The organism is Acinetobacter thutiue (assembly GCF_030385805.1).
Taxonomy (GTDB): domain Bacteria; phylum Pseudomonadota; class Gammaproteobacteria; order Pseudomonadales; family Moraxellaceae; genus Acinetobacter; species Acinetobacter corruptisaponis.
This window is the reverse complement of the sequence record NZ_JAUDZE010000001.1, coordinates 988579-1010333: the sequence shown is the minus strand read 5'-3', so window position 1 is coordinate 1010333 and position 21755 is coordinate 988579. Positions and strand designations below refer to the sequence as shown.

Below are 21755 nucleotides of genomic sequence, written 5' to 3'. Positions count from 1 at the left end.
ACCGCATGAATTCAGCTTTATCAATCGAGACTCCAATTAAGGAATCCTCAAACTTCATTACACCGATGCTGATGGTCAGAGGTGTAGAAAAAACCTATCCCAATGGCACCAATGCCTTACAGCGACTGGATTTAAATATTGCTCGTGGTGAGATTGTGTCATTACTTGGACCATCAGGTTGTGGCAAAAGTACCTTATTGAAAATGTTTGCCGATCTGGAACAGCCATCTGCGGGTCAGGTGCGTTGGAATGGTAAGGGCGACATTCAGTCACAATGCAAAATGGCAATGGTGTTTCAGGAAGCAACCTTAATGCCGTGGGCAAATATCGAGGACAATGTGCGCCTGCCTTTGGATTTACAGGGAATTCCCAAATCGGTGAGTACCCCAAAAGTATTGGATGTCTTAAAAGCCGTCGGTTTGGATAAATTTAATAAAGCCTATCCACGTGAGTTGTCAGGTGGAATGCAAATGCGTGCCTCTTTGGCACGGGCATTGGTCACAGAACCAGATCTATTGTTGATGGATGAACCTTTTGGCGCACTGGATGAATTTACCCGCCATAAACTGGATAGTGATATTCGCAAGCTCTGGTCTGAACGTGATTTAACTGTGGTTTTTGTGACGCATAGTATTTATGAAGCAGTGTATCTATCGTCTCGTGTGATTGTGATGGGCGCACGTCCTGGTCGTGTGGTGGCTGATATGGAAATTGATGGACCTTATCAACGGGATGAAGCATTCCGCACCTCAGAAGTTTTTATTCAACAATGTTCACATCTTTCTCATGTATTGGCTGAAGCAAGCGGAGGGCATGCTCATGATTAAACCTTTAATTCAAAATCCTGCCGTACAACGTATTGCTGCGCCTGTCACGCTTGGTCTGTTATTTTTATTGATCTGGCAACTCAGTTTTCAGCAACTTAATGTCCCGATTTATGTGATTCCAAAACCCAGTGATATTGTCATGGCAATGGTGAATCAGTCGGGTCTATTACTTGGAAGTTTGTGGGTAACTTTAAAAATTACGTTATTGGCATTTGCCTGTGCGGTGGTGATCGGAACTTTGGTGGCATTTTTATTTGTACAAAGTCGACTCATCGAAGCTTGTTTTATGCCCTATGCGATTTTATTTCAGGTCACGCCCATTGTAGCAATTGCGCCGTTGGTGATTATCTGGATTCAAAATACCACTTTGGCATTGGTGATTTGTGCCATGTTGGTTGCTGTTTTCCCAATTTTGACCAATACCACTTTGGGGCTGCGCAGTGTCAATAAAGGCTTGCTGAATTTATTTCAAATTAATAAAGCCAGTCGCTGGCAAATCCTGATGCGTTTACGTGTACCGAATGCCTTGCCGTATTTCTTTGGTGGTTTAAGAATTTCCTGTGGTTTGGCATTGATTGGTGCAGTGGTGTCTGAATTTGTGGCAGGTGCGGGCGGAACAAGTGCAGGCTTGGCGTATCAAATTTTACAGGCAGGTTTTCAACTGGATTTACCCTTAATGTTTGCGGCATTATTTCTGATTACCTGTACAGGCTTGGCATTGTTTGTATTGATGTCATTATTAAGCCGTGTATTTCTAAGCCAATGGCATGAGAGTGAACAAGTATGATCAATCACCATTCTTATTTAATTAAAAATGCCGATGCTGTTTTGACAGGCTTATCAGGTGATGCGGCACGTAGTTCAGCGACTGATATTCGTATTCAAAATGGCAAAATTACTGAGTTGGGACAACTTACTGCACACGCCAATGAACAAATTGTAGATGCTAAAGATTGTGTCATTTATCCAGCTTGGGTCAATACCCATCACCACTTGTTCCAGTCTTTACTCAAAGGTGAGCCACAAGGTCTAAACCAAAGCTTGACTGCATGGCTGGCCAGTACACCATATCGTTTTCGTGGTGCATTTGATGAGCAGACTTTTCGGATTGCGGTACGGATTGGTCTAATTGAATTGTTGCGTTCAGGCTGTGCCACCGTCGCAGATCACCATTATTTATATTGGCCACAGATGCCCTTTGATGGTTCGGCGATATTATTTGATGAAGCTGAAAAACTGGGCATGCGTTTTGTGCTGTGTCGGGGTGGCGCAACTTTGACTCGTGGATTGGAAAATGAATTGCCACAAGCCTTGCGTCCTGAAAAGTTTGAAGACTATATGGCGGATATTGAGCGTCTGGTGAGCAAATACCATCAGGCAGACTCAGCCGCATTGCATAAAATCGTGATGGCACCGACTTCAAGTCTGCATTCGACGACACCGCAACAATTTCGGGAAACTGCCAAAATTGCTCGACAGCTTGGGATTGGGATGCACAGTCATTTATCTGAAACGGTGGACTATCTGGATGCAGCCAAAGCTAAATTTAATATGACGCCTGTGCAGTTTTGTGCTGAACATGACTGGGTAGGCAGTGATGTCTGGTTTGCCCATTTAGTGAAGTTATTGCCCGAAGAAATCCAGATTTTGGGACAAACCCGAACAGGGATTGCGCATTGCCCACAAAGTAATGCACGTCTAGGCAGTGGCATTGCCGATCTGGTTAGTTTGGAACAAGCAGGCATGACCATTTCGATTGGTGTTGATGGCGCAGCATCCAATGAAGCAGCCGATATGTTGTCCGAAACCCATGCGGCATGGTTACTACAACGTGCCAGAAAAGGGATGTTGGCAAAACCGCAATATGAGGGCGGGTTATTTGAGGGTGGCGGAGATGCTACCACCATTGAAGATATTATCCGTTGGGGAACGGCTGGCGGTGCAAAAATTTTAGGCTTGGATCAAGTTGGTACGCTAGAGGTAGGACAACAGGCGGATCTGGTGATTTATCAATTGGATGATCCACGTTATTTTGGTTTACATGATGTTGCGATTGCGCCAATTGCCAGTGCTGGACGAGCAAAAATCAAGGCGATGTTTATTGCAGGTAAAATGGTGATGGAAAATGACCAGATTCCTGATGTCGATATGATGGAGCTGGCGTGGCAAGCCAAACAATCCGTCAAAGTGTTGCAACAGCGCAGTATGGAAATGGCTAAAATAGCCTAAGTAGGATTCGATGGCAATTGAACCGTGAATTTTTAATGGTCATTAAGCTTAATTTTTAAAAATTTCAATGGGATGGTTGCCATCAGACTCTAATAAAAATTTAATATGATTTTTAACCGAGTCTGTATTTTCTTTCACTTATAAATCTTTTTAAAGTTATGCTACTATCTTGTGATTCCTATAAGAATTTGAGGTGTATTCATGACATCTTTAACTATTGATTTACCTGATGAGTTAGTACAAAAAGCTGAACAAGTGGGTGTATTAGATAAACAACGTTTGTCTGAAATCTTGAGTCATTATTTACAAGAACAAATTCGACACGAAAAGCTGCCTGTACGTGGATTTGGTTTTTTACAGCAACAGACTTTTAATATCCCAGATGATTTTGATCGTATGAATCAAACAGAGATTGAACAACTTTTTGGTGATATAGGAGATATTTATTAGATACTCATATTATATTGTGGTTAGCATATCAGTCCGATCAATTATTACCAGAAGTCTTAGATTTAATTTCTACATCAAAAGATGACATTTATTTTAGTGCTGTAAATTTATGGGAAATCACAATTAAGAAAAGTTTAGGCCGTTCGGATTTTATTGTAAATCCAACGCTTATATATGAGGGATTACTTGAAAATGGTTATCTTGAATTGCCTATTTGTAGTAAACATGGCTTAGAAGTTTCACAGTTGCCCGATATTCATAAAGATCCTTTTGATCGTATGTTGATTGCGCAGGCAAGATGTGAAGACTTAATCTTAATGACAGCAGATCATCTTATTTTTCAATATCCTGTAAAATTGTATAAAATATAATGGATCTACATGATTAACACATAAACTTTTTAGTATATTATCCCTGATCAGGATGATATTTCATCCAATGTTCAGCTATTTGCTGACGAGTACAAATCCAGACTTGATCATGATTTTGCACATAATCCAGAAATTTTTGTAAGGCTTTAAAACGAGCAGGGCGACCCAAAATTCGACAGTGCATGCCAATCGAAAGCATTTTGGGTGAAGTTGCACCTTCGGCATACAGCACATCAAAAGCATCTTTTAGATACTCAAAAAAATCCTCGCTACGGTTAAAGCCTGTCGGTGAAGCAAACTTCATATCATTGGTATCTAAAGTATAAGGAATAATTAGATGTGGACGAGTTTCACCATTTTCCTTGCTTAAAGTCGTCCAGAACGGTAAATCATCACCATAATAGTCACTGTCATATTGCACATGATCATAATCAGCTAATAGTTGGCGAGTATTCGGACTATCTCGCCCTGTATACCAACCTGTAGGATATTGTCCAAACAAATCCTTTAAAATTTGCATGGCTTCTGCCATATGTGCTTTTTCAGTTTCAATATCGACATTTTGATAATGAATCCAGCGCAAACCATGCGATACCACATCATAATTGTGTTGCTTAATGGCTTCGACCACCAAAGCATTACGCTGTAATGCCATCGCTACCGCAAAAATCGTCATCGGTAAATTACGTTTAGCAAACTCTTGTTGAATGCGCCAAAAGCCTGCTCGTGAACCATATTCATATAGCGAATCCATAGATAGATGGCGGGCTGCATAACTGTCCGCACCGCTAATTTCAGATAGGAATTGCTCTGAGCCTTCATCTCCATGCAGGATATGCTTTTCGCCACCTTCCTCATAATTCAGCACGAATTGCACCGCAATTTTGGCTTGATTGGGCCATTGTGCATGGGGTGGATGATTGGCATAACCGACCATATCTCGAGGATAATCTGTGGTTAAATCGATCTCTTTATCTGAGCAACTCATAGCAGTATCTGAATCATTAAAATGTGAAACTTCACATCAAAATACTTGATTGCACTGTTGGGTGTCAATTTATAAATACAATAAAATCAAATATTTAATTGTTTTGTTTTGGTGCATAAATTAGGTTTTTTAACCAATTTTTTGTAGCATGCGCAATTTTAGTGCTTCCATTTCTTCAACGATTTGATTCATCATGATTTGAGAAATTCGGGAAAGTTGTCGTTTTGGTGCAACACATAACGCCAGCGTAATTGGATGCAGCCCTTGTTCATTGATTGCTCGAAACTCAAATTCACCACTTTCAATAAGAGGATAGACATCCAAATAACTCATAATACCAATCCCAAGATTTTGTCTGAGCAATGAAATCATCATCCGAATATCATTACATTCGATTTTATGCAGTGGATTAAAATCATGCTTCTTATATAAAGCGGTGACATGATCATGAATAATTAAGGGGGCGGCTGGAATAATATGATTAAATTCAAGCGTATCTGAAAAATAAATTTTATCCTTGTGAGCCAAAGGATTTTGTTTTGGAATCACGAAACCAAGCGGCATTTCGATAAAGGCACTGATATGCAGTTGATGCTGATGTTTAGGATTTAGAATCAAACCAAAGTCCAGTTCAGCTTTGATGACCAGATCAGCAACGCTTTCACTGTCCAATACTCGAATATTAAAATTAATCCATGAATATTGTTGATGAATCGACTGAATCACAGCACTGACAAAACTTTCGCTCAGTGCTGAAATCATACCAAAATCAATCGAACCCCGTTGCAAGCCCTGAATTTCATTTAAACGTTTTTGGGTGAGTTGAAACTCTTTCTGCCAACCCAACAAATCTGCATACAGTAATTCGCCTGCCAAGGTAAGTTTTAGACCACTCGGCAAACGTTCAAACAAGGCTACGCCGAGTTGTTCTTCTGCCAGCACAATCTGACGATGCACCGCTGACACGGAGATATACAATTGATCAGCCGCCTTTCTTAAACTTCCTGTTTTGGCAACGGCAATAAAATATTCAGCAAAACGGGAAAAGGGAAGATTCATAGAAAACTCTTTAAAAATCCATGTAGGGGGCAGAGGGTAATCTGCCCGATGGCACATCCTTTCTGATTCTAACAAAAAAAATTTTAAGTGTTCTAATTTTTAGAATGATTCATATAAATCATTCTAATAGACGAAAAAAAAGATGTGCTCCACACTGCATATAGAAAAAGATCAATGATCTAGCGTATAAAATTGTGAGCCAAACATGAATGCAATCCCATTAATTAACGTTCCAAATAAGCCATGTCATAGCCAATTTGATGATCAGGATTGGGAAATATTAGCGCAACATTGGTATCCAGTCGCCCGTATTGAAGATGTCAGCAGCAAGCCACACCAAGCCACTTTGCTTGATCTCAACATGGCGATTTATCAAACCGAAAGCGGTGACATTCATTTAGTTCGTGATATTTGTCCGCATCGAGGTGTACCACTGAGTAAAGGTTGGGTTGAGGGTGAAACCATTATTTGTCCCTATCATGGTTTACATTTCAATGCAGAGGGGAAATGCACCAAAATTCCTGCACAACCTGATTTGACCAAAATTTCAGATCGTTTTTCCCTGACCAAATTTCCTGTGATTTTAAAATATGGTTTGGTCTGGACAAGTATTTTGGGACGAGATGAAAGTCTTGCCAATCTTCCTGTGTTGGACACATGGGAAAGTAATGAGCATCAGGCGATTTTACCGCCGTATGTAGATATTGCAGGTTCCAGTGGTCGTCAACTTGAGGGTTTTATTGATGTGGCGCATTTTGCCTGGGTACATCATCAGGCTTTTGCAGATCGTGACAATCCTATAGTTCCCAAATATAAAACTGAAAGAACAACTTATGGTTTAAATACTGAATATGTTAGCAATGTAAGTAACTATCCGCATGGGATGCAGCATTTAGCACCAGAGGGTTTTTTATGGAAACGGGTATTTGATATTTATCCACCATTTTCAGCCATTCTTACTGTGTATTTCCCCAATGAGGGCATATTGAAAATCCTAAATGCCTGTTGTCCTGTATCGCATAACAAAACCCGTTTGTTCGTGCCGTTGACCCGTAATTTTGATACCACAGGAGACTTACAGGCGGTCTATGACTTTAATGCGCAAATTTTTGCCGAAGATCAGGAGATGGTGGAAGCGCAGAAACCAGAAGAATTGCCACTCGATATCAGTTTTGAAGCCCATTTTGAGGCAGATCGTTCCTCAACCCTGTATCGTCGTATTCTAGCAGAATGGGGATTAAGCAAACGTTATACTGTGTGATAGGATCTTTACAATCAACCCCTACAAATCAATTTGATAAATGGGTAGGGGTATCTTATATGCCCAATCATTTATGAGAACAGAGATAAGATTTTAAGGGCGTTATTTAATGAATTTTCTTAAACAGGAAATCATTAATTTTATGACCAGATTCAATACCACGGCGCTCGAACTTGGTGACTGGTCGCCAGTCAGGGCGAGGGTAGCTTTGACCTTTCCCAGCCACATTTTCCAGATTCGGGCGATTATCCAGAACATCCAGCATCCATTCTGCATATGGTTCCCAATCGGTTGCCGCGTGGAATGTACCACCCAGTTCCAGCTTTTGTTCAACCAACTGCATGCGCTCATGAATCACAAAACGGCGTTTAAAGTGACGTTTTTTCTGCCACGGATCAGGGAAATAAAGTTGTACACAGTTAATGCTATTGTCAGGCATTTCACGAAGTACCTGAATTGCATCTGCATCCAGTACCCGTAAATTCTTTAACCCAGCCATACCTGCTTCATAAACACATTGTGCGATACCAGGAACGTGCACCTCAATACCGACAAAATTACGTTCAGGATTGGCCTTTGCCATAAGCACCAGTGAGCGACCCATTCCAAAACCAATTTCCACAGTGAGCGGACGCTCTGGCTGTTCAAAATGCTGACGCAGGTCGCCAACAGGATATTCCAGAATTAAGTCACGATAATCTTCGAGCGCAGTGCGTTGTGAGGTATTGAGTGGGGCTGAACGACGCATAAACGTCACAATTTCACGGTGCTCAGGTAAATTGTCGAGTTCCGTAATTTGCGTTTCTAACTGATCGTTTGACATGATTCTGGGAATATAAATTATAGAAATGCCGTATTGTAAGTGTTCAGTTGATCAAGTCAAATTTTTAGTGAGATTTTGACATGGTATCGTCATGTTTAGCGCTTAACATTGGGATAGAATTTTTATAAACAGGACATCAATGGCAACTTAAAATGCTTGAAAAGTGCAAAAACATACTTTTTTGCAAATCAGTAACAAACAAAGCTTGAAAGTTTGGATGAAGCATTTTAAAACATTAATGTTAGATAACAAGGATCAAACATGAAGTTGTATTATTCACCAGGTGCCTGCTCATTGGCAGCCCATATTATTTTAAATGAAATAAATGTAGATTTTGATTTAGAACGGGTAGATTTAAAAACACATAAAACTTCAAAAGGTGCAGACTATTACGAAATCAATCCAAAAGGTTATGTTCCTGCATTGGAAATCAACCCAGGTTTGATCTTAACTGAAAATGTGGCCATTTTACCGTTTCTGGCACAGCACGATCCAAAACAGGACTTGATCCCTCCATCAGGCATGGGGCGTGCAAAGGTACTTGAATGGCTGGGTTACCTTAACTCAGAACTCCATGATGCCTATGCGGTGTTTTTCACTGGCAAATTGACCGATGATGAAAAAAACAAGGCGTATGCGGAAGTTGATCGTTTATTAAAATACATTGACAACTATTTGGCTGAATCAGAGTGTGATTATCTGGTGGATGATAATTTTGGTCCAGCAGATGCCTATTTGTTTGTCATTACAAACTGGTCAAATCATATCGAACATGACTTAACCCCATATCCAAATATTGTTGCCTTGCGCAACAAGGTCGCTGAGCGTCAGTCTGTACAAATTGCCATGCGTGATGAGGGCTTATTGGCTTAATTCCACTATACGCATAAAAAAGCCTCTGTGACCAGAGGCTTTTTTACATCAACAAATCTTATTGTTGAGCTTTTTCTTTCACATCAGCAGCGCCTGACTCTACCGCACCAGCAACTTTTGCGGTTGCATCACGGGCAGCAGCCTCAGTTTTTGCAGCAGCTTCAGCAGTTGCACTCGCAGTATGATCAGCAGCAGCATCAATTTGATCACCCGCATTATCAACTGCGGTTGCAACATTGTCAGTCGCTGTTGCTGTTGCGTCTTTGATGTCAGCACCAGCCTGTTCAGCTGCATGCTCTAAATGTTCACCCGTAGTCGCACCTGTTTCAGGCGCTTTATCTTTATTACAGCCTACAAGTGCAACAGTAGCAGCGAGACCTAATGCAACAAGTAATTTATTCATTGTTCGTTCCTTTTCGTTGTGGCATCCAATACGATATGGATAGCGAAAATATAAACATAAAAACGTTGACGAATAAAGTTGAAAATTTGTTGATAACTTGTAAAAACACGCACTTACATATGAAAAATGTAAATGCGTGCACAAGTTTTTCAATTGGGCTTACACGCCAGAACGAATCATGTAGTCAAAGGCGGACAGTGACGCCTTGGCTCCCTCACCCGTGGCAATGATGATCTGCTTGTAAGGCACAGTGGTACAGTCACCCGCAGCAAACACACCTTTTACATTGGTTTCGTTACGGTCATTGATCATGACCTCACCACGGTTGCTCAACTCAACAGCACTGTTCTTCAGGAAGTCCGTGTTTGGCAACAGGCCAATCTGCACGAAGATCCCTGCAAGTTCTACTGTATGCTCTACATCAGTGGCACGGTCTTTATATTTCAAACCTGTCACCTGTGAACCATCACCAACAACCTCTGTGCTTAGTGCATTCAGGATCACAGTGGTATTTGGCAGGCTGTTTAGCTTGTCCTGCAACACCTGGTCGGCACGAAGCTTGGTATCAAATTCGACCAAAGTCACATGCTCGACAATCCCCGCAAGGTCAATCGCAGCCTCAACACCTGAGTTACCACCACCAATCACCGCAACACGCTTGCCCTTGAACAGTGGACCATCACAGTGCGGACAGTACGCAACACCACGGGTACGGTATTCAGCCTCACCTGGCACATTCATCTCTCTCCAGCGCGCACCTGTTGAAAGGATGATGGTTTTTGATTCAAGCTTGGCACCATTTTCCAGCTCAACCTCAACCAGGCCATTTGCAGTTTGATCTGCGCCTGTGATCTTGCTGACACGTTGCAGGTTCATGATGTCCACGCCATATTCACGTACATGCGCTTCCATATCCTGGGCAAACTTTGGACCTACAGTTTTTTGTACCGTGGTAAAGTTCTCAATATCCATGGTATCCATGACCTGACCACCGAAGCGTTCAGCCACGATCCCTGTCTTGATGCCCTTACGTGCCGCATAGATTGCCGCTGTACCACCCGCAGGGCCACCGCCAATCACCAGAACGTCAAACGCGTCTTTGGCATTGATGGCTGCCGCATCTTTCTCGGCTGAGTTGATGTCCAGCTTGGCAACAATCTCTTCCAGCGTCATACGGCCCTGACCGATATGCTCATTGTCCTGAAACACCATTGGTACCGCCAGGATTTTGCGCTCTTCCACCTCATCCTGAAAGAAAGAACCATCAATCATGGTGGCGGTGGTGTTTGGATTGTTGATCGCAATCAGGTTCAAGGCTTGCACCACCTCTGGACAGTTATGGCAGCTTAAAGATACAAACACATCAAAGTTGGCGGTCAGGTTTAAACCCTTGATCTGATTTAGCACTTCATCCGAAACTTTCGGTGCATAGCCTGATACTTGTAACAATGCCAAGATCAGGGAAGTAAACTCATGTCCCATCGGCAGGCCAGCAAAGAACACACGCGGCTGTTCACCTGCCCTGGCCACACCGAAGCTGGGACGGCGAGCGTTTGAACCGTCAAAACGCGCCGTAACCTGGTCAGAAAGTTCAGCAATCTCAGTCACAAGCTCTTTGATTTTTGCGGCTTTGTCAGATTCATCTAAAGCAGCAACCAACTCGATTGGACTTTCCAGACGTTCTAGGTAAGCTTTTAACTGGGTTTTAATATTTTGGTCTAACATGCAAATCTCCAAATTCTCAGCAGTTCAAGTCAGCTAAATTCATTTCATGGGGCTATAGTACGCAAAACCATTGAATAGGTAAAACAGTATGTTTTTATGAGTTCGATCGGATTTTTGAATTTAAAATGGCATATAAGTATTTTGAAGATTTTTCTACGTAAAAATTTGAATATATTCAAAATTGTTATATAACTGCAATCATTTCATAGCATAACCTAAAGGAAAATAGCGTGACATTACAGCGTGGTATTTATCAACACTACAAAGGACAGCTTTATCAGGTGTTTCATGTGGCCCGACATAGTGAAACTGAAGAAGAATTGGTGGTGTATCAATGTTTATATGAAGATTATTCCATGTGGGTACGCCCACTCAGCATGTTTACTGAAACAGTTGAGCTTGAGGATGGACAGGTGATTGCACGTTTTAAACTAATCCAAGAGATTTAATCTGTCTGCTGGGTTTTAGATCGGGACAGACGATAGTGTTGTGGACTACATCCCATCGCCCTATTAAATGCACGAGTGAAGTTTGCAGGATTGGAATAACCCAACTCATACGCGATATGGGTGATGGTAAAACTTGAATTTTCTAACAGGTCGATAGCGCGTTCAGTGCTGATTTTCTGTTTCAATGCCTGAAACTCGACGCCCTGTTGCTGTAAATAGCGTTGCAGGGTTTTGGTTGAAATATTTAGAACTTTGGCGCATTCAGTTAAGGTCGGCACTTGATTGGCCTGTCGCAGCATCATGCTGACCCATTCAACAATTTCGCCCTGATGGTAAATTTTCTGGATTTGTTCCTGACAGCGTTGCTCAACCACCTTTAAGCTGTGTGCATCTGCCAAGGGCAAGGGCAGTGCCAATTGCTGCTGATCAATCACGACACGGATACCAGACATCCACGTATAGTTAAAATGAAAGTTGGCTTTGACTAAATGTAGATAACGTTCCTGATACACAGGTTCAGGAATGCTTAAATAAACCTGATAGCGTTGCAGTTGCTGTCCAGCCAGTTCCAGTAGGCTGTAGTAAAAGGCCACTGCGATGGCTTCAACATGAAAGGCAAGGCACTGTTTATTCATCTGCAAGATCGGTTCAAATAACAGTTCAACCTTTTGTGAATTGGCTGGAAACTGAATGGTGAGCTTAAAGCTAGGCATGATCAGCCTAAAATACTGTGCAATCAGTCTTAAGGCATGGTCCAGATTTGGGCTGGTCATTAAGGCATATCCCACCAGACTGTGTGAACTCAGCTTTAAATTTTTACCTAGTTCAAAGGCAAGGTCCTGCGTATTGGGAAGACTTAAACCAACTGCGATGAATTGTTCAATTTGCTGGATGGATAAAAGTTCCGTTTTTGCGAGCTCATCCCTTAAGCTTGTCAGCAAATGAGGGTCGTACTGATGTGTACCGATTAAAATTTCAATCAGCCGTAAATAATAACGTGATGGAATGACAGGAATTTGCTGCTTCTGCACAATAAAAACCCAGTAAAGTCTTAAAATGATAATAGCAGGTCTTAAAATGATAATATAGAGTTGAATCAAAAGAACACAATCAGTTCAAGCAAGGCATTTTGTGTTTGATTGAGGAACTTCTAATGAATATGCATACTCAACTCGATGTAGAACAGGCAGCAACATTCACGGATAAAAAACGTCATTTGTGGTTACTAGGCTTGGCTGTACCCGCAATTGCAATGAGTGGGCTGGCGGGCTATCAATTTGGCCCAAAGAAAACCAAGAAATTTTTTGCTGGACTGGGTCCATTATTTTTACATGGTGTGATTCCGACACTGGACAAATTCATTGGTGAAGATACGGAAAATCCACCGATTGATGCGATTGCCGATTTAGAAGCTGATCCATACTATGCGCGTATTGTGAAACTGTATATCCCATTACAGTATGCAGCAAATATTTATGGAACCTATTTGGCAAGCCGTAAAAATACCTCTGTTGCCGATCAGGTTCTACTTGGAACGACTGTGGGGATGGTCAATGGTATTGGCATTAATACAGCACATGAGTTGAGCCATAAAACAGGAAAGCTTGAACAGTATCTGTCACATTTGGCATTGGCACCTTCAGGTTATAATCATTTCCGTATTGAACATCCCTATGGTCATCACCGTCGTGTTGCGACTCCAGAAGATCCAGCATCATCTCGATTAGGTGAAACATTCTGGAAATTCCTGCCACGTACCGTAATTGGCAGCTTCAAGTCCGCCATTGAAATTGAAAAGAGCCGTTTGGAGCGTAAAAAGCGACCATTCTTTTGTAAGGAAAATGAGCTGATTCATGGCTGGGCAATGTCGGCCGTTTACCATGCAGCCATGTTGGCAAAATTTGGCATGCGTTCAGTGCCATTCCAGATGACCCAGGCCGCTTATGCAATCACCTTGTTTGAATCGGTAAACTATATTGAACATTATGGATTGAAACGTGAAAAGAAAGCCAATGGTCAATATGAGCGTACCTTGCCAGAACATAGCTGGAACAATAACAATGTGGTGACCAACTTGTTCCTGTATCAGTTACAACGCCATTCTGATCATCATGCCAACCCAACGCGTAGCTTCCAGACACTGCGCCATTTTGAAAATGCACCACAGTTGCCCGCAGGTTATGGTGCCTTGATTTTGCCAGCATTTATTCCATCTTGGTGGTCAAAAATCATGGATGATCGAGTGGTGGAACATTATAAAGGTGACTTAAATAAGATGAATATTCATCCAGAGGCGAAAGAAAAAATGTTTGAGAAATATGCTGGGCAGGTTGAAGCCGCTTAAAATGACAAAAAATCAGCCCAATCGGGCTGATTTTTATTGGGAGGCGGTAATACAGAGTCGTTTAAAATGAAGATCAAACTCAAGATATTTATGTACAAAGGCGGTTTTATCGGTACACCGAAGTAAATTATCGTAGATAAATTCGGGAACGGGATGATAAAGCTCGCCTGAGCCGTTATTGTAAAATATTTTTAAATAACGTGAAGAAACATCGTATTTCCAAGAGGTTACAACAACAGTTTTTTCCATAGATTTGCCCTCATTGTTGGTTTGATCTTTGGGGCTGTTGACATTTCATCCATGTTTGCGACAGAGGAAATTTTTTAGACGATACAAGGTATGTTTTGCGAAACTTAGTCACTCTAAGTAAGCAAGACATAACGCAGTAACGGCAAAAAATGTCCCTGTCCCGCAGGGTTATGGCTAAAACCGCCCCAAACTTCGTTATGAAACTTGACAAGGGGATTTACCCTTCCCTGCGTTTCATGCCTCGTTTGCATTGTTTTAGCCTATAACGCAATGCATAGATGGAACGTCAACAGCCCCATGTCCATATAAGAAACTCTTTTGCCTCATGATTTGACAGTACTCCAACTTGGGCATGCTGACAATTCATAAATGATTTTAGCTATAAATTTATAAGTATAAGAATTGTAAAAATTTTGCTATCAAGCTGGGGGAGAGTGGATAAGAAATTTATATAAAGGCAGATAAAAAGAAACCACCCTAAAAAGAGTGGCTTCTGACGAAGTTGTTCAATCTAGAGAGTTAGATTTTACCCACTAGGTCGATAGATGGAGCAAGTGTCGCTTCACCTTCTTTCCATTTCGCTGGGCAAACTTCACCTGGGTGGCTTGCTACGAATTGAGCAGCTTTAAGTTTACGTAAAGTTTCTGATACATCACGAGCAATGGCATTGTCATGAATTTCAGCAGTTTTGATTACGCCTTCAGGGTTAATGATGAACGTACCACGTAAAGCTAAACCAGCTTCTTCAATATGCACATCAAAAGCACGTGTTAATTGGTGAGTAGGATCGCCAATTAATGGGAATTGAGCTTTGCCTACAGCAGGAGAAGTCTCGTGCCATACTTTATGAGAGAAGTGAGTGTCAGTTGTTACGATATAAACTTCTGCACCAGCTTTTTGGAATTCTGCATAGTTTTCAGCAGCATCTTCAACTTCTGTTGGACAGTTGAATGTAAATGCGGCAGGCATGAAAATAAGAACAGACCATTTTCCTTTAAGATCAGCGTCAGTGACTTGAATGAATTCACCGTTACGGAATGCATCAGCTTTAAATGGTTTAACTTCAGTATTAATTAAGCTCATCATTGTCTCCATGATTGAGGTTTTATTGAGAGGCTAATGCCTTACTTGTTTACGAGGTCTAGAATAAATAATTTTTAGTTATTGGGGAAATAGTATTTTTACATGACTAAAATCGGAAAATTGAATAACTCAATAAAGTTCGACTTTCACCCAAAGATATTTCTCTATTTGACTTCATTGAGATGAAGCAAAAATGACAAATATCCTCAAACTAACGTGCTTAACAACATGCAGTCTATGCTGTTAAAATTCAAGGGTAAAATTGAAAAAATCTAAAAATATATAAAAAACGAAGATATACATTTAACTTTTTACCTATATTGTACTCAGTTTAAAGATAAGAAAATGCAAAAGTATCCCTGTGTATCAATTGAATAGTGCATGTTTTTGAAAAGAACCAAATGTGGTCACTTTGCATAGCAAGGCTTTAAGGCGTAAAATAGCCGATTAGTTTATTTTCTAGGAAAGCTGTTCAGTGCAGAGTCATTTAAATGTAGATCAATGGGTTATGGCACGTGACCGCCACCGTTTAAATCGACTGCGCAAAGATAAAAAAACACAACCAGCAGAAATCGAAAAACTGTTTGAACAGTCTAACCACAAAGTCAAGCAACGTCTTGCACGTCTCCCCAAGATTAAACTCAATCAGGATTTACCTGTCACCCAGTATGCAGATCGCTTGATTGACGCGATTCAAAAGCATCAGGTCATTATTGTGGCGGGTGAAACAGGTTCGGGTAAAACGACTCAGCTACCACAGATTGCCATGCTTGCAGGTCGTGGTCTTACGGGCATGATTGGGCATACTCAGCCACGTCGTCTGGCTGCGCGTAGTGTTTCACAGCGTATTGCCGAAGAGGTTGGCGAGAAACTGGGTGAATCCATCGGCTTTAAAATCCGTTTTAATGAACAAGGTTCGCAGGATTCGATTGTTCGTTTAATGACTGATGGTATCTTGTTGGCTGAGCTGACCAATGACCGATTTCTTTCAAAATATGACACCATCATTATTGATGAGGCACATGAACGCTCGCTCAATATTGACTTTATCATGGGCTATCTTAAGCAGCTTTTACCCAAGCGCCCTGACTTGAAAGTCATCGTCACCTCAGCAACGCTAGATGTAAACCGCTTTAGCCAATACTTTAATGACGCACCGATTTTTGAGGTGGAGGGACGTAGTTTTCCTGTAGAAGTCCGTTATCGTCCTATTTCTGAGCTAAGTATTGTTGGCAGTGATGATGATGAGTTTGATGATTTTGAAGAAAATCTACCGCGTGCAGTTGTTCAGGCTGTAGAAGAGTGCTTTGCTGATGCCGAAGAAAAGGGTCATCCTGAACATGCGGATATTTTGATTTTTGCCAGTACTGAGCAAGAAATCCGTGAGTTACAGGAAACCTTGCAGAAGTATGGTCCTCGTCATACTGAAGTGCTGCCTTTATATGCACGTTTGGCATTAGCTGAACAGCAAAAGATTTTTAGTCCGAGTGGCAAAGGACGACGGATTATTATTGCTACTAACGTGGCGGAAACAGCATTGACGGTTCCGAATATTCGCTATGTGATTGATAGCGGTTTTGCCCGTATCTCCCGTTATAACTACCGTTCACGTGTTCAGCGTTTACCGATTGAAGCCATTTCACAGGCAGCCGCCAACCAGCGTAAAGGTCGTTGTGGTCGTATTGCGGCAGGTGTATGTATTCGTTTATACAGCGAAGAGGACTTTTTAAGCCGTCCTGAGTTTACCGAACCAGAAATTAAACGAACCAACTTGGCATCAGTTATTTTGCAAATGCAAAGCCTTGGCCTAGGCAATCTGGAAGATTTTGATTTTATCGAACCACCAGATTTTCGTTTGGTTAATGATGGCCGTAAACTGCTGATTGAATTAGGTGCACTCAGCGAGCGCAAGAATGAACTGACCAAAGTCGGTCAGATGATGGCCCGTATGCCGATTGATCCGCGTTTGGCACGTATGATTATTGGCGGGGCACATTTTGGCGTGCTCAAAGAAACCCTGATTATTGTCAGTGCCTTGGCGATTCAAGACCCACGTGAACGTCCTGCCGATAAACAAATGCAGGCTGATCAAAAGCATGCCTTATTTAAGGAAGCAGACTCAGACTTTCTATTCTATTTAAAGCTTTGGAATACACTGCAAACCAGTCCAGATACGCAGTCGGAGAACAAGCGCCGTCAATTTGCACGGCAGCATTTCTTAAGCTGGTTGCGTTTGCGTGAGTGGAAGCAGACCCATCAGCAATTGGTGGAGTTGGCAGAGGGTTTAAAACTTAGTTTTAATGAGAAAGGTGCCAATTATGAAAACTTGCATCGCGCATTATTAACAGGTTTACTTTCATTCATTGCCAATAAAACCGATGAACGTAACACCTTTATGGCAGTACGCCAGCAGAAAGCCAAAGTGTTCCCAGCCAGTACGTTGCATAAGATCAATACCGCCTGGGTGATGGCTTTTGAGATGGTGGAAACCTCACAAGTGTATTTGAGAACCTTAGCCAAAATTGATCCAGAGTGGATTTTGCTGGCGGCACGTGATTTATTGAAGTATCACTATTTTGAACCGCATTGGTCGAAAAAAGCGGGTATTGTGAATGCTTATGCACAGATTTCATTATTCGGTTTAATCATTGAGCCAAAGCGTTTAATCAACTTTGAAAAGGTGGATCAACCAGCGGCGCATGAAATCTTCTTACGTGATGCACTGACTACAGGCAATTTAGGTGTTACGCCACCATTTTTAAAGCATAACTTACTGAAACTTGAAGAAGTTGAACGGGTTGAAGATAAGCTGCGACGTCGTGACTTGGTGGTCGATGAAGAAACCATTTACCAGTTTTATTCAGAGAAAGTGCCTGAGGAAATTGCCAGCCGCCGTAGTTTTGAGGATTGGCGAGCAACGGTAGAAACAGAAAATCCGCGTTATCTGTTTGTTGAGGATGATGCACTGTGGATGAATGATCGTCCCACCACTCAACAATTTCCCGATTATTTGCATAATGGGCAATTGCGTTTGGCTGCAAGTTATCGTTTTGATCCCAGCCATGATGAAGATGGAGCAACAGTTAAAATCCCAGTGCAGGCTTTACCACAGGTCGATGAGAAGCAGTGGTCATGGGGTATTCCAGGTTGGCATCAGGACTTGATCGAAGCATTACTGAAAGCTTTGCCAAAAGATAAACGCCGTAATCTGGTGCCGATTCCTGATACTGCGAGAAAGCTGATGCAAGGCGTGGATGCAACGCATTTACGTGAACATTTGTTTAGTTATCTGGCTTTTGCTTTACGTGGTGAGCAGATTAGGGAAAAAGATTTTTCTTTTGAGCGAATTGATCAATATTTAGTGCCTTTTATTAAGGTACTGGATGAAAAAGGCAAGTTGATTGCGCAGGGGCGTGATCTAGATGAGTTAAAAGCACGTTGTCGGGTTGAAACCCATCGCCCTGTGAAACAGCAAAAGGGTGAATTCCAGACTTTTCCAGAAAGTTTTGTATTTGAGGCATCGCAGAAAGTCACGGGTGTTATTGTCAAGCAATATCAGGCGCTCGTTCCCACAAAAGTCTTTGCTGAGTTGGATGCCAAAGATGAGTCGGGTGTGGTGATTCAAACCTTTAATGATCAGGATGAGGCCATCAAGCAACATCGAGAAGGGATTATTCGCCTTGTGCATATGCAATTGGGCGATTTAATCCGCCAGTTGAAAAAACAGATTTCCAAATCACTGGCTTTGGCCTATTCACCTTTAGGCGAGCGCGCGAAACTAGAGCAAATGCTGGTTTATGCAACCTTGCAGGTTTCGATTCAGGAATTGCCTAAAAATGTGGATGAATTCCAAAAATTATTAATGGACACCAAAAAGCATTTCCTGGGCAATGGCCAGCAGGTCTTAACTGATATCACGGAAATCTTTACCCAATGGCAGAAAATTCGCCGTGAGTTACTGGTATTGGACCAGAATATCTTTGGTCGAAGTGTGGATGACATTGAAGACCAACTTGATTTAATGTCATTGGCAGACTTCGTTTATAGCCGACCTACCGAGATTTGGCAGGAATACCCGCGTTATTTGAAGGCGTTGCTATTGCGTTTAGACCGATTGCCCAATAATCTACAACGTGACCTTGCTGCAATTGATGATGTCGATCCATGGATGGACAAAGTATTTAAATTTAAAAATGATCCTAGAATCAAAGAATTGTATTTGATGTTGGAAGAACTCAGAATTTCCTTGTTTTCTCAGCCGATGAAAACAAAGCTGCCTATTTCACCAACTAGATTACAAAAACTATGGGATCGTTTAGCAATCGGTTAAACTGAGCGATGATGAAAGCTAGAACCATTCTTTACAGGAGTTTTACATGGGCATCCGTATAACAGGTACAGGTTTATTCCACCCGACCGAATCTATTTCCAATGAAGAGTTGGTTGAAAGTTTAAATGCTTATGTAGAACAATATAATCAAGATCATGCTGTTCAGATTGAAGCAGGCGAAATTGAAGCCTTACGTGGCTCAAGCCCTGAATTTATTGAAAAAGCATCGGGTATTCAACGCCGTTATGTGGTCGAAAAATCAGGGATACTTGATCCAGCACGTTTACGTCCACGCTTGCAAGAACGCAGCAATGATGAACTTTCGCTTCAAGCGGAGTGGGGCGTAATTGCTGCAAAACAGGCAATGGAAAATGCAGGCGTGACCGCAGAAGATATTGATGTGGTAATTTTAGCCTGTTCAAACATGCAACGCGCTTATCCAGCGGTTGCGATTGAAATCCAGTCAGCTTTGGGTATTAACGGTTATGCTTATGACATGAATGTGGCATGTTCAGCTGCAACTTTTGGTTTAAAGCAAGCCTATGACGCAGTGAAATGTGGTGCACGTCGTGTACTATTACTGAATGTGGAAATCACGTCAGGTCATTTAGACTATCGTACCCGTGATGCACACTTTATTTTTGGTGATGTGGCAACAGCTTCGATCATTGAAGAAACTGAAACCAAATCTGGTTATGAAATCCTGGATATTCATTTGTTTACGCAATTTTCAAATAATATCCGTAACAACTTTGGTTTCCTGAACCGTAGTGAAGATGCTGTGGTTGATGACAAATTGTTCCGCCAGGATGGGCGTAAGGTGTTTAAAGAAGTCTGTCCACTGGTTGCGAAAATGATCACAGCGCAATTGGAAAAACTTGAATTAACACCAGAACAAATTAAGCGTTTCTGGTTGCATCAAGCCAATGCCAATATGAACGAGCTGATTTTAAAACTGGTTGTAGGCAAAGATGCTGATTTAGACCGTGCACCAATCATTCTGGACGAGTTTGCCAATACGTCTTCCGCAGGGGTCATTATTGCCATGCACCGTACAGGTGAGCAGGTCAATGATGGTGAATATGCAGTGATTTCTTCATTCGGTGCTGGCTATTCAGTCGGGTCAATTGTGGTGCAAAAGCATATTGTTTAAGCCTCTGGCTTAATCATAAAAAACACCACAGATTGTGGTGTTTTTTATTGCCTACTGCAATTTAAGCCTCAATTGCCTGAATCGCAATTTTCTTGGCAGGGTCAACTTTACGGCGTACTGCTGGAACAGGTTCACCATAATACTGGCGATCGGCGAAGTAACTTGACCGAACCATTGGTGCAGACCAGATATTTCTAAAACCAAGTTTGCGGCCATGCTCAGCATAACGCTCAAATTCTTCGGGTGTTACAAATCGGTCAATCGGCGCATGTTGTTTGGATGGCTGTAGATATTGACCAATAGTCACATAATCTACATCGTGTGCTCGTAAATCATCCAGTAAGGCAATCACTTCCTCCTCAGTCTCACCAATCCCCACCATCAAACCACATTTGGTTGGGATATCAGGACAATATTCCTTAAACATTTTTAACAGGTTTAAAGAGTGCTGATAGTCAGAACCTGGGCGCATAGCTTTATATAAGCGTGGCACAGTTTCAATATTATGGTTGAACACATCGGGTGGACATTCGGTCATGATACGCAAGGCGATATCCATGCGTCCACGGAAGTCAGGAACCAGAATTTCCAATAAGGTTTTTGGACTCAAAGCGCGTGCTTCCTTAATGCAGTCAACAAAGTGTTGAGCGCCGCCATCCAACAAATCATCACGGTCAACTGAAGTGATCACGGCATATTTCAAGCCGAGATTGGAAATTGTCTCAGCCATGTGGCGTGGTTCATCAGGGTCAAGTGCGTTTGGACGACCATGTGCAACGTCACAGAATGGACAACGGCGTGTACAAATGTCACCCATGATCATAAAGGTTGCTGTACCGCCACCAAAACATTCAGGCAGGTTAGGGCAGGCTGCCTCTTCACAAACCGTATGCAGTTTTTGTGCGCGCAAGGTGGTTTTAATACGCTGAACCTCTTCTGGTGCGGCCATTTTGACACGAATCCAGTCTGGCTTACGAGGTACTTCAACCGTAGGAATCACTTTTACAGGAATTCTTGCGACTTTTTCTGCGCCACGAAGTTTTATACCCTGTTCAGGTTTACGGTGTTCAGACATATTTCACTTTTCCCTTAATTATTGAACCGATCAAGACTGCATTATTATAGTCAAGTTTGTAGT

General features: G+C 41.9%; 21 protein-coding genes. 11 read left to right on the top strand and 10 right to left on the bottom strand.

Annotated elements, in window-relative coordinates:
- Positions 1-5: 5 nt before the first annotated feature.
- The 5 genes from QTA56_RS05050 (at position 6) to QTA56_RS05030 (ending at position 3877) form a co-directional block, all read left to right on the top strand.
- Complete coding sequence (locus tag QTA56_RS05050; RefSeq protein ID WP_267979829.1) at positions 6-827, top strand: ABC transporter ATP-binding protein; 822 nt, start codon at positions 6-8, stop codon at positions 825-827.
- Positions 820-1614 carry an ABC transporter permease gene (locus QTA56_RS05045; protein ID WP_267979828.1) on the top strand — a complete coding sequence of 265 codons (795 nt, stop codon included), beginning with the start codon at positions 820-822 and terminating at the stop codon, positions 1612-1614. Before QTA56_RS05050 ends, QTA56_RS05045 begins: the two co-directional genes overlap by 8 nt.
- A complete protein-coding gene (locus QTA56_RS05040; RefSeq protein ID WP_267979827.1) occupies positions 1611-3056 on the top strand; it encodes an amidohydrolase family protein in 1446 nt (481 codons plus the stop codon). Before QTA56_RS05045 ends, QTA56_RS05040 begins: the two co-directional genes overlap by 4 nt.
- A gap of 201 nt (positions 3057-3257) precedes the next feature.
- Positions 3258-3506, top strand: coding sequence for a hypothetical protein (locus QTA56_RS05035; protein ID WP_267979826.1), 249 nt, complete (start codon positions 3258-3260; stop codon positions 3504-3506).
- A 14-nt stretch (positions 3507-3520) separates the two neighbouring features.
- A complete protein-coding gene (locus QTA56_RS05030; protein ID WP_267979825.1) occupies positions 3521-3877 on the top strand; it encodes a type II toxin-antitoxin system VapC family toxin in 357 nt (118 codons plus the stop codon).
- Between the two features lie 37 nt (positions 3878-3914).
- Here QTA56_RS05030 and puuE read toward each other — a convergent pair whose 3' ends face one another.
- Complete coding sequence (gene puuE, locus QTA56_RS05025) at positions 3915-4865, bottom strand: allantoinase PuuE (protein ID WP_267979824.1); 951 nt, start codon at positions 4863-4865, stop codon at positions 3915-3917.
- 129 nt (positions 4866-4994) lie between these two features.
- The gene (locus QTA56_RS05020) at positions 4995-5924 is read right to left on the bottom strand and encodes a LysR family transcriptional regulator (protein ID WP_267979823.1); all 930 of its coding nucleotides are present in this window, start codon (positions 5922-5924) and stop codon (positions 4995-4997) included.
- 205 nt (positions 5925-6129) lie between these two features.
- Here QTA56_RS05020 and QTA56_RS05015 point away from each other — a divergent pair, with 205 nt between their 5' ends.
- Positions 6130-7185 (top strand): Rieske 2Fe-2S domain-containing protein, encoded by a 1056-nt coding sequence (locus tag QTA56_RS05015; RefSeq protein ID WP_267979822.1) that lies wholly within the window; start codon positions 6130-6132, stop codon positions 7183-7185.
- 106 nt (positions 7186-7291) lie between these two features.
- Here the strand turns inward: QTA56_RS05015 and trmB are convergent, their stop codons facing one another.
- The gene (trmB, locus tag QTA56_RS05010; RefSeq protein ID WP_267979821.1) at positions 7292-8008 is read right to left on the bottom strand and encodes a tRNA (guanosine(46)-N7)-methyltransferase TrmB; all 717 of its coding nucleotides are present in this window, start codon (positions 8006-8008) and stop codon (positions 7292-7294) included.
- A 261-nt stretch (positions 8009-8269) separates the two neighbouring features.
- Between trmB and QTA56_RS05005 the strand changes: the two genes are divergently transcribed.
- Positions 8270-8881 (top strand): glutathione binding-like protein, encoded by a 612-nt coding sequence (locus QTA56_RS05005; RefSeq protein ID WP_267979820.1) that lies wholly within the window; start codon positions 8270-8272, stop codon positions 8879-8881.
- Positions 8882-8939: 58 nt separating this feature from the next.
- Here the strand turns inward: QTA56_RS05005 and QTA56_RS05000 are convergent, their stop codons facing one another.
- Positions 8940-9284, bottom strand: coding sequence for a hypothetical protein (locus QTA56_RS05000; protein ID WP_267979819.1), 345 nt, complete (start codon positions 9282-9284; stop codon positions 8940-8942).
- Positions 9285-9443: 159 nt separating this feature from the next.
- Complete coding sequence (gene ahpF / locus QTA56_RS04995; RefSeq protein WP_267979818.1) at positions 9444-11009, bottom strand: alkyl hydroperoxide reductase subunit F; 1566 nt, start codon at positions 11007-11009, stop codon at positions 9444-9446.
- Positions 11010-11239: 230 nt separating this feature from the next.
- Here ahpF and QTA56_RS04990 point away from each other — a divergent pair, with 230 nt between their 5' ends.
- Positions 11240-11458 carry a DUF1653 domain-containing protein gene (locus QTA56_RS04990; RefSeq protein ID WP_267979817.1) on the top strand — a complete coding sequence of 73 codons (219 nt, stop codon included), beginning with the start codon at positions 11240-11242 and terminating at the stop codon, positions 11456-11458.
- On the opposite strand, the gene QTA56_RS04985 is transcribed toward QTA56_RS04990, so the two are convergent.
- Positions 11455-12489 carry an AraC family transcriptional regulator gene (locus QTA56_RS04985; protein ID WP_267979816.1) on the bottom strand — a complete coding sequence of 345 codons (1035 nt, stop codon included), beginning with the start codon at positions 12487-12489 and terminating at the stop codon, positions 11455-11457. The genes QTA56_RS04990 and QTA56_RS04985 overlap by 4 nt on opposite strands.
- Positions 12490-12611: 122 nt before the next feature.
- Between QTA56_RS04985 and QTA56_RS04980 the strand changes: the two genes are divergently transcribed.
- Positions 12612-13802, top strand: a complete 1191-nt coding sequence (locus tag QTA56_RS04980; RefSeq protein WP_267979815.1) for an alkane 1-monooxygenase — start codon at positions 12612-12614, stop codon at positions 13800-13802.
- Between the two features lie 33 nt (positions 13803-13835).
- On the opposite strand, the gene QTA56_RS04975 is transcribed toward QTA56_RS04980, so the two are convergent.
- From QTA56_RS04975 to ahpC, 3 genes are all read right to left on the bottom strand, one after another.
- Positions 13836-14051 (bottom strand): KTSC domain-containing protein, encoded by a 216-nt coding sequence (locus QTA56_RS04975; protein WP_267979814.1) that lies wholly within the window; start codon positions 14049-14051, stop codon positions 13836-13838.
- 113 nt (positions 14052-14164) lie between these two features.
- Positions 14165-14302, bottom strand: a complete 138-nt coding sequence (locus tag QTA56_RS04970) for a hypothetical protein (RefSeq protein WP_267979813.1) — start codon at positions 14300-14302, stop codon at positions 14165-14167.
- 268 nt (positions 14303-14570) lie between these two features.
- Positions 14571-15134: an alkyl hydroperoxide reductase subunit C gene (gene ahpC, locus QTA56_RS04965; protein WP_267979812.1), complete on the bottom strand. Its 564-nt coding sequence runs from the start codon at positions 15132-15134 to the stop codon at positions 14571-14573.
- A gap of 475 nt (positions 15135-15609) precedes the next feature.
- Here ahpC and hrpA point away from each other — a divergent pair, with 475 nt between their 5' ends.
- The gene (hrpA, locus tag QTA56_RS04960; RefSeq protein ID WP_267979811.1) at positions 15610-19464 is read left to right on the top strand and encodes an ATP-dependent RNA helicase HrpA; all 3855 of its coding nucleotides are present in this window, start codon (positions 15610-15612) and stop codon (positions 19462-19464) included.
- A 46-nt stretch (positions 19465-19510) separates the two neighbouring features.
- On the top strand, positions 19511-20617 hold the full coding sequence (locus tag QTA56_RS04955) for a beta-ketoacyl-ACP synthase III (protein ID WP_267979810.1): 1107 nt from the start codon (positions 19511-19513) through the stop codon (positions 20615-20617).
- 61 nt (positions 20618-20678) lie between these two features.
- Here QTA56_RS04955 and lipA read toward each other — a convergent pair whose 3' ends face one another.
- Positions 20679-21692, bottom strand: a complete 1014-nt coding sequence (lipA, locus tag QTA56_RS04950) for a lipoyl synthase (RefSeq protein WP_267979809.1) — start codon at positions 21690-21692, stop codon at positions 20679-20681.
- Positions 21693-21755: the final 63 nt, after the last annotated feature.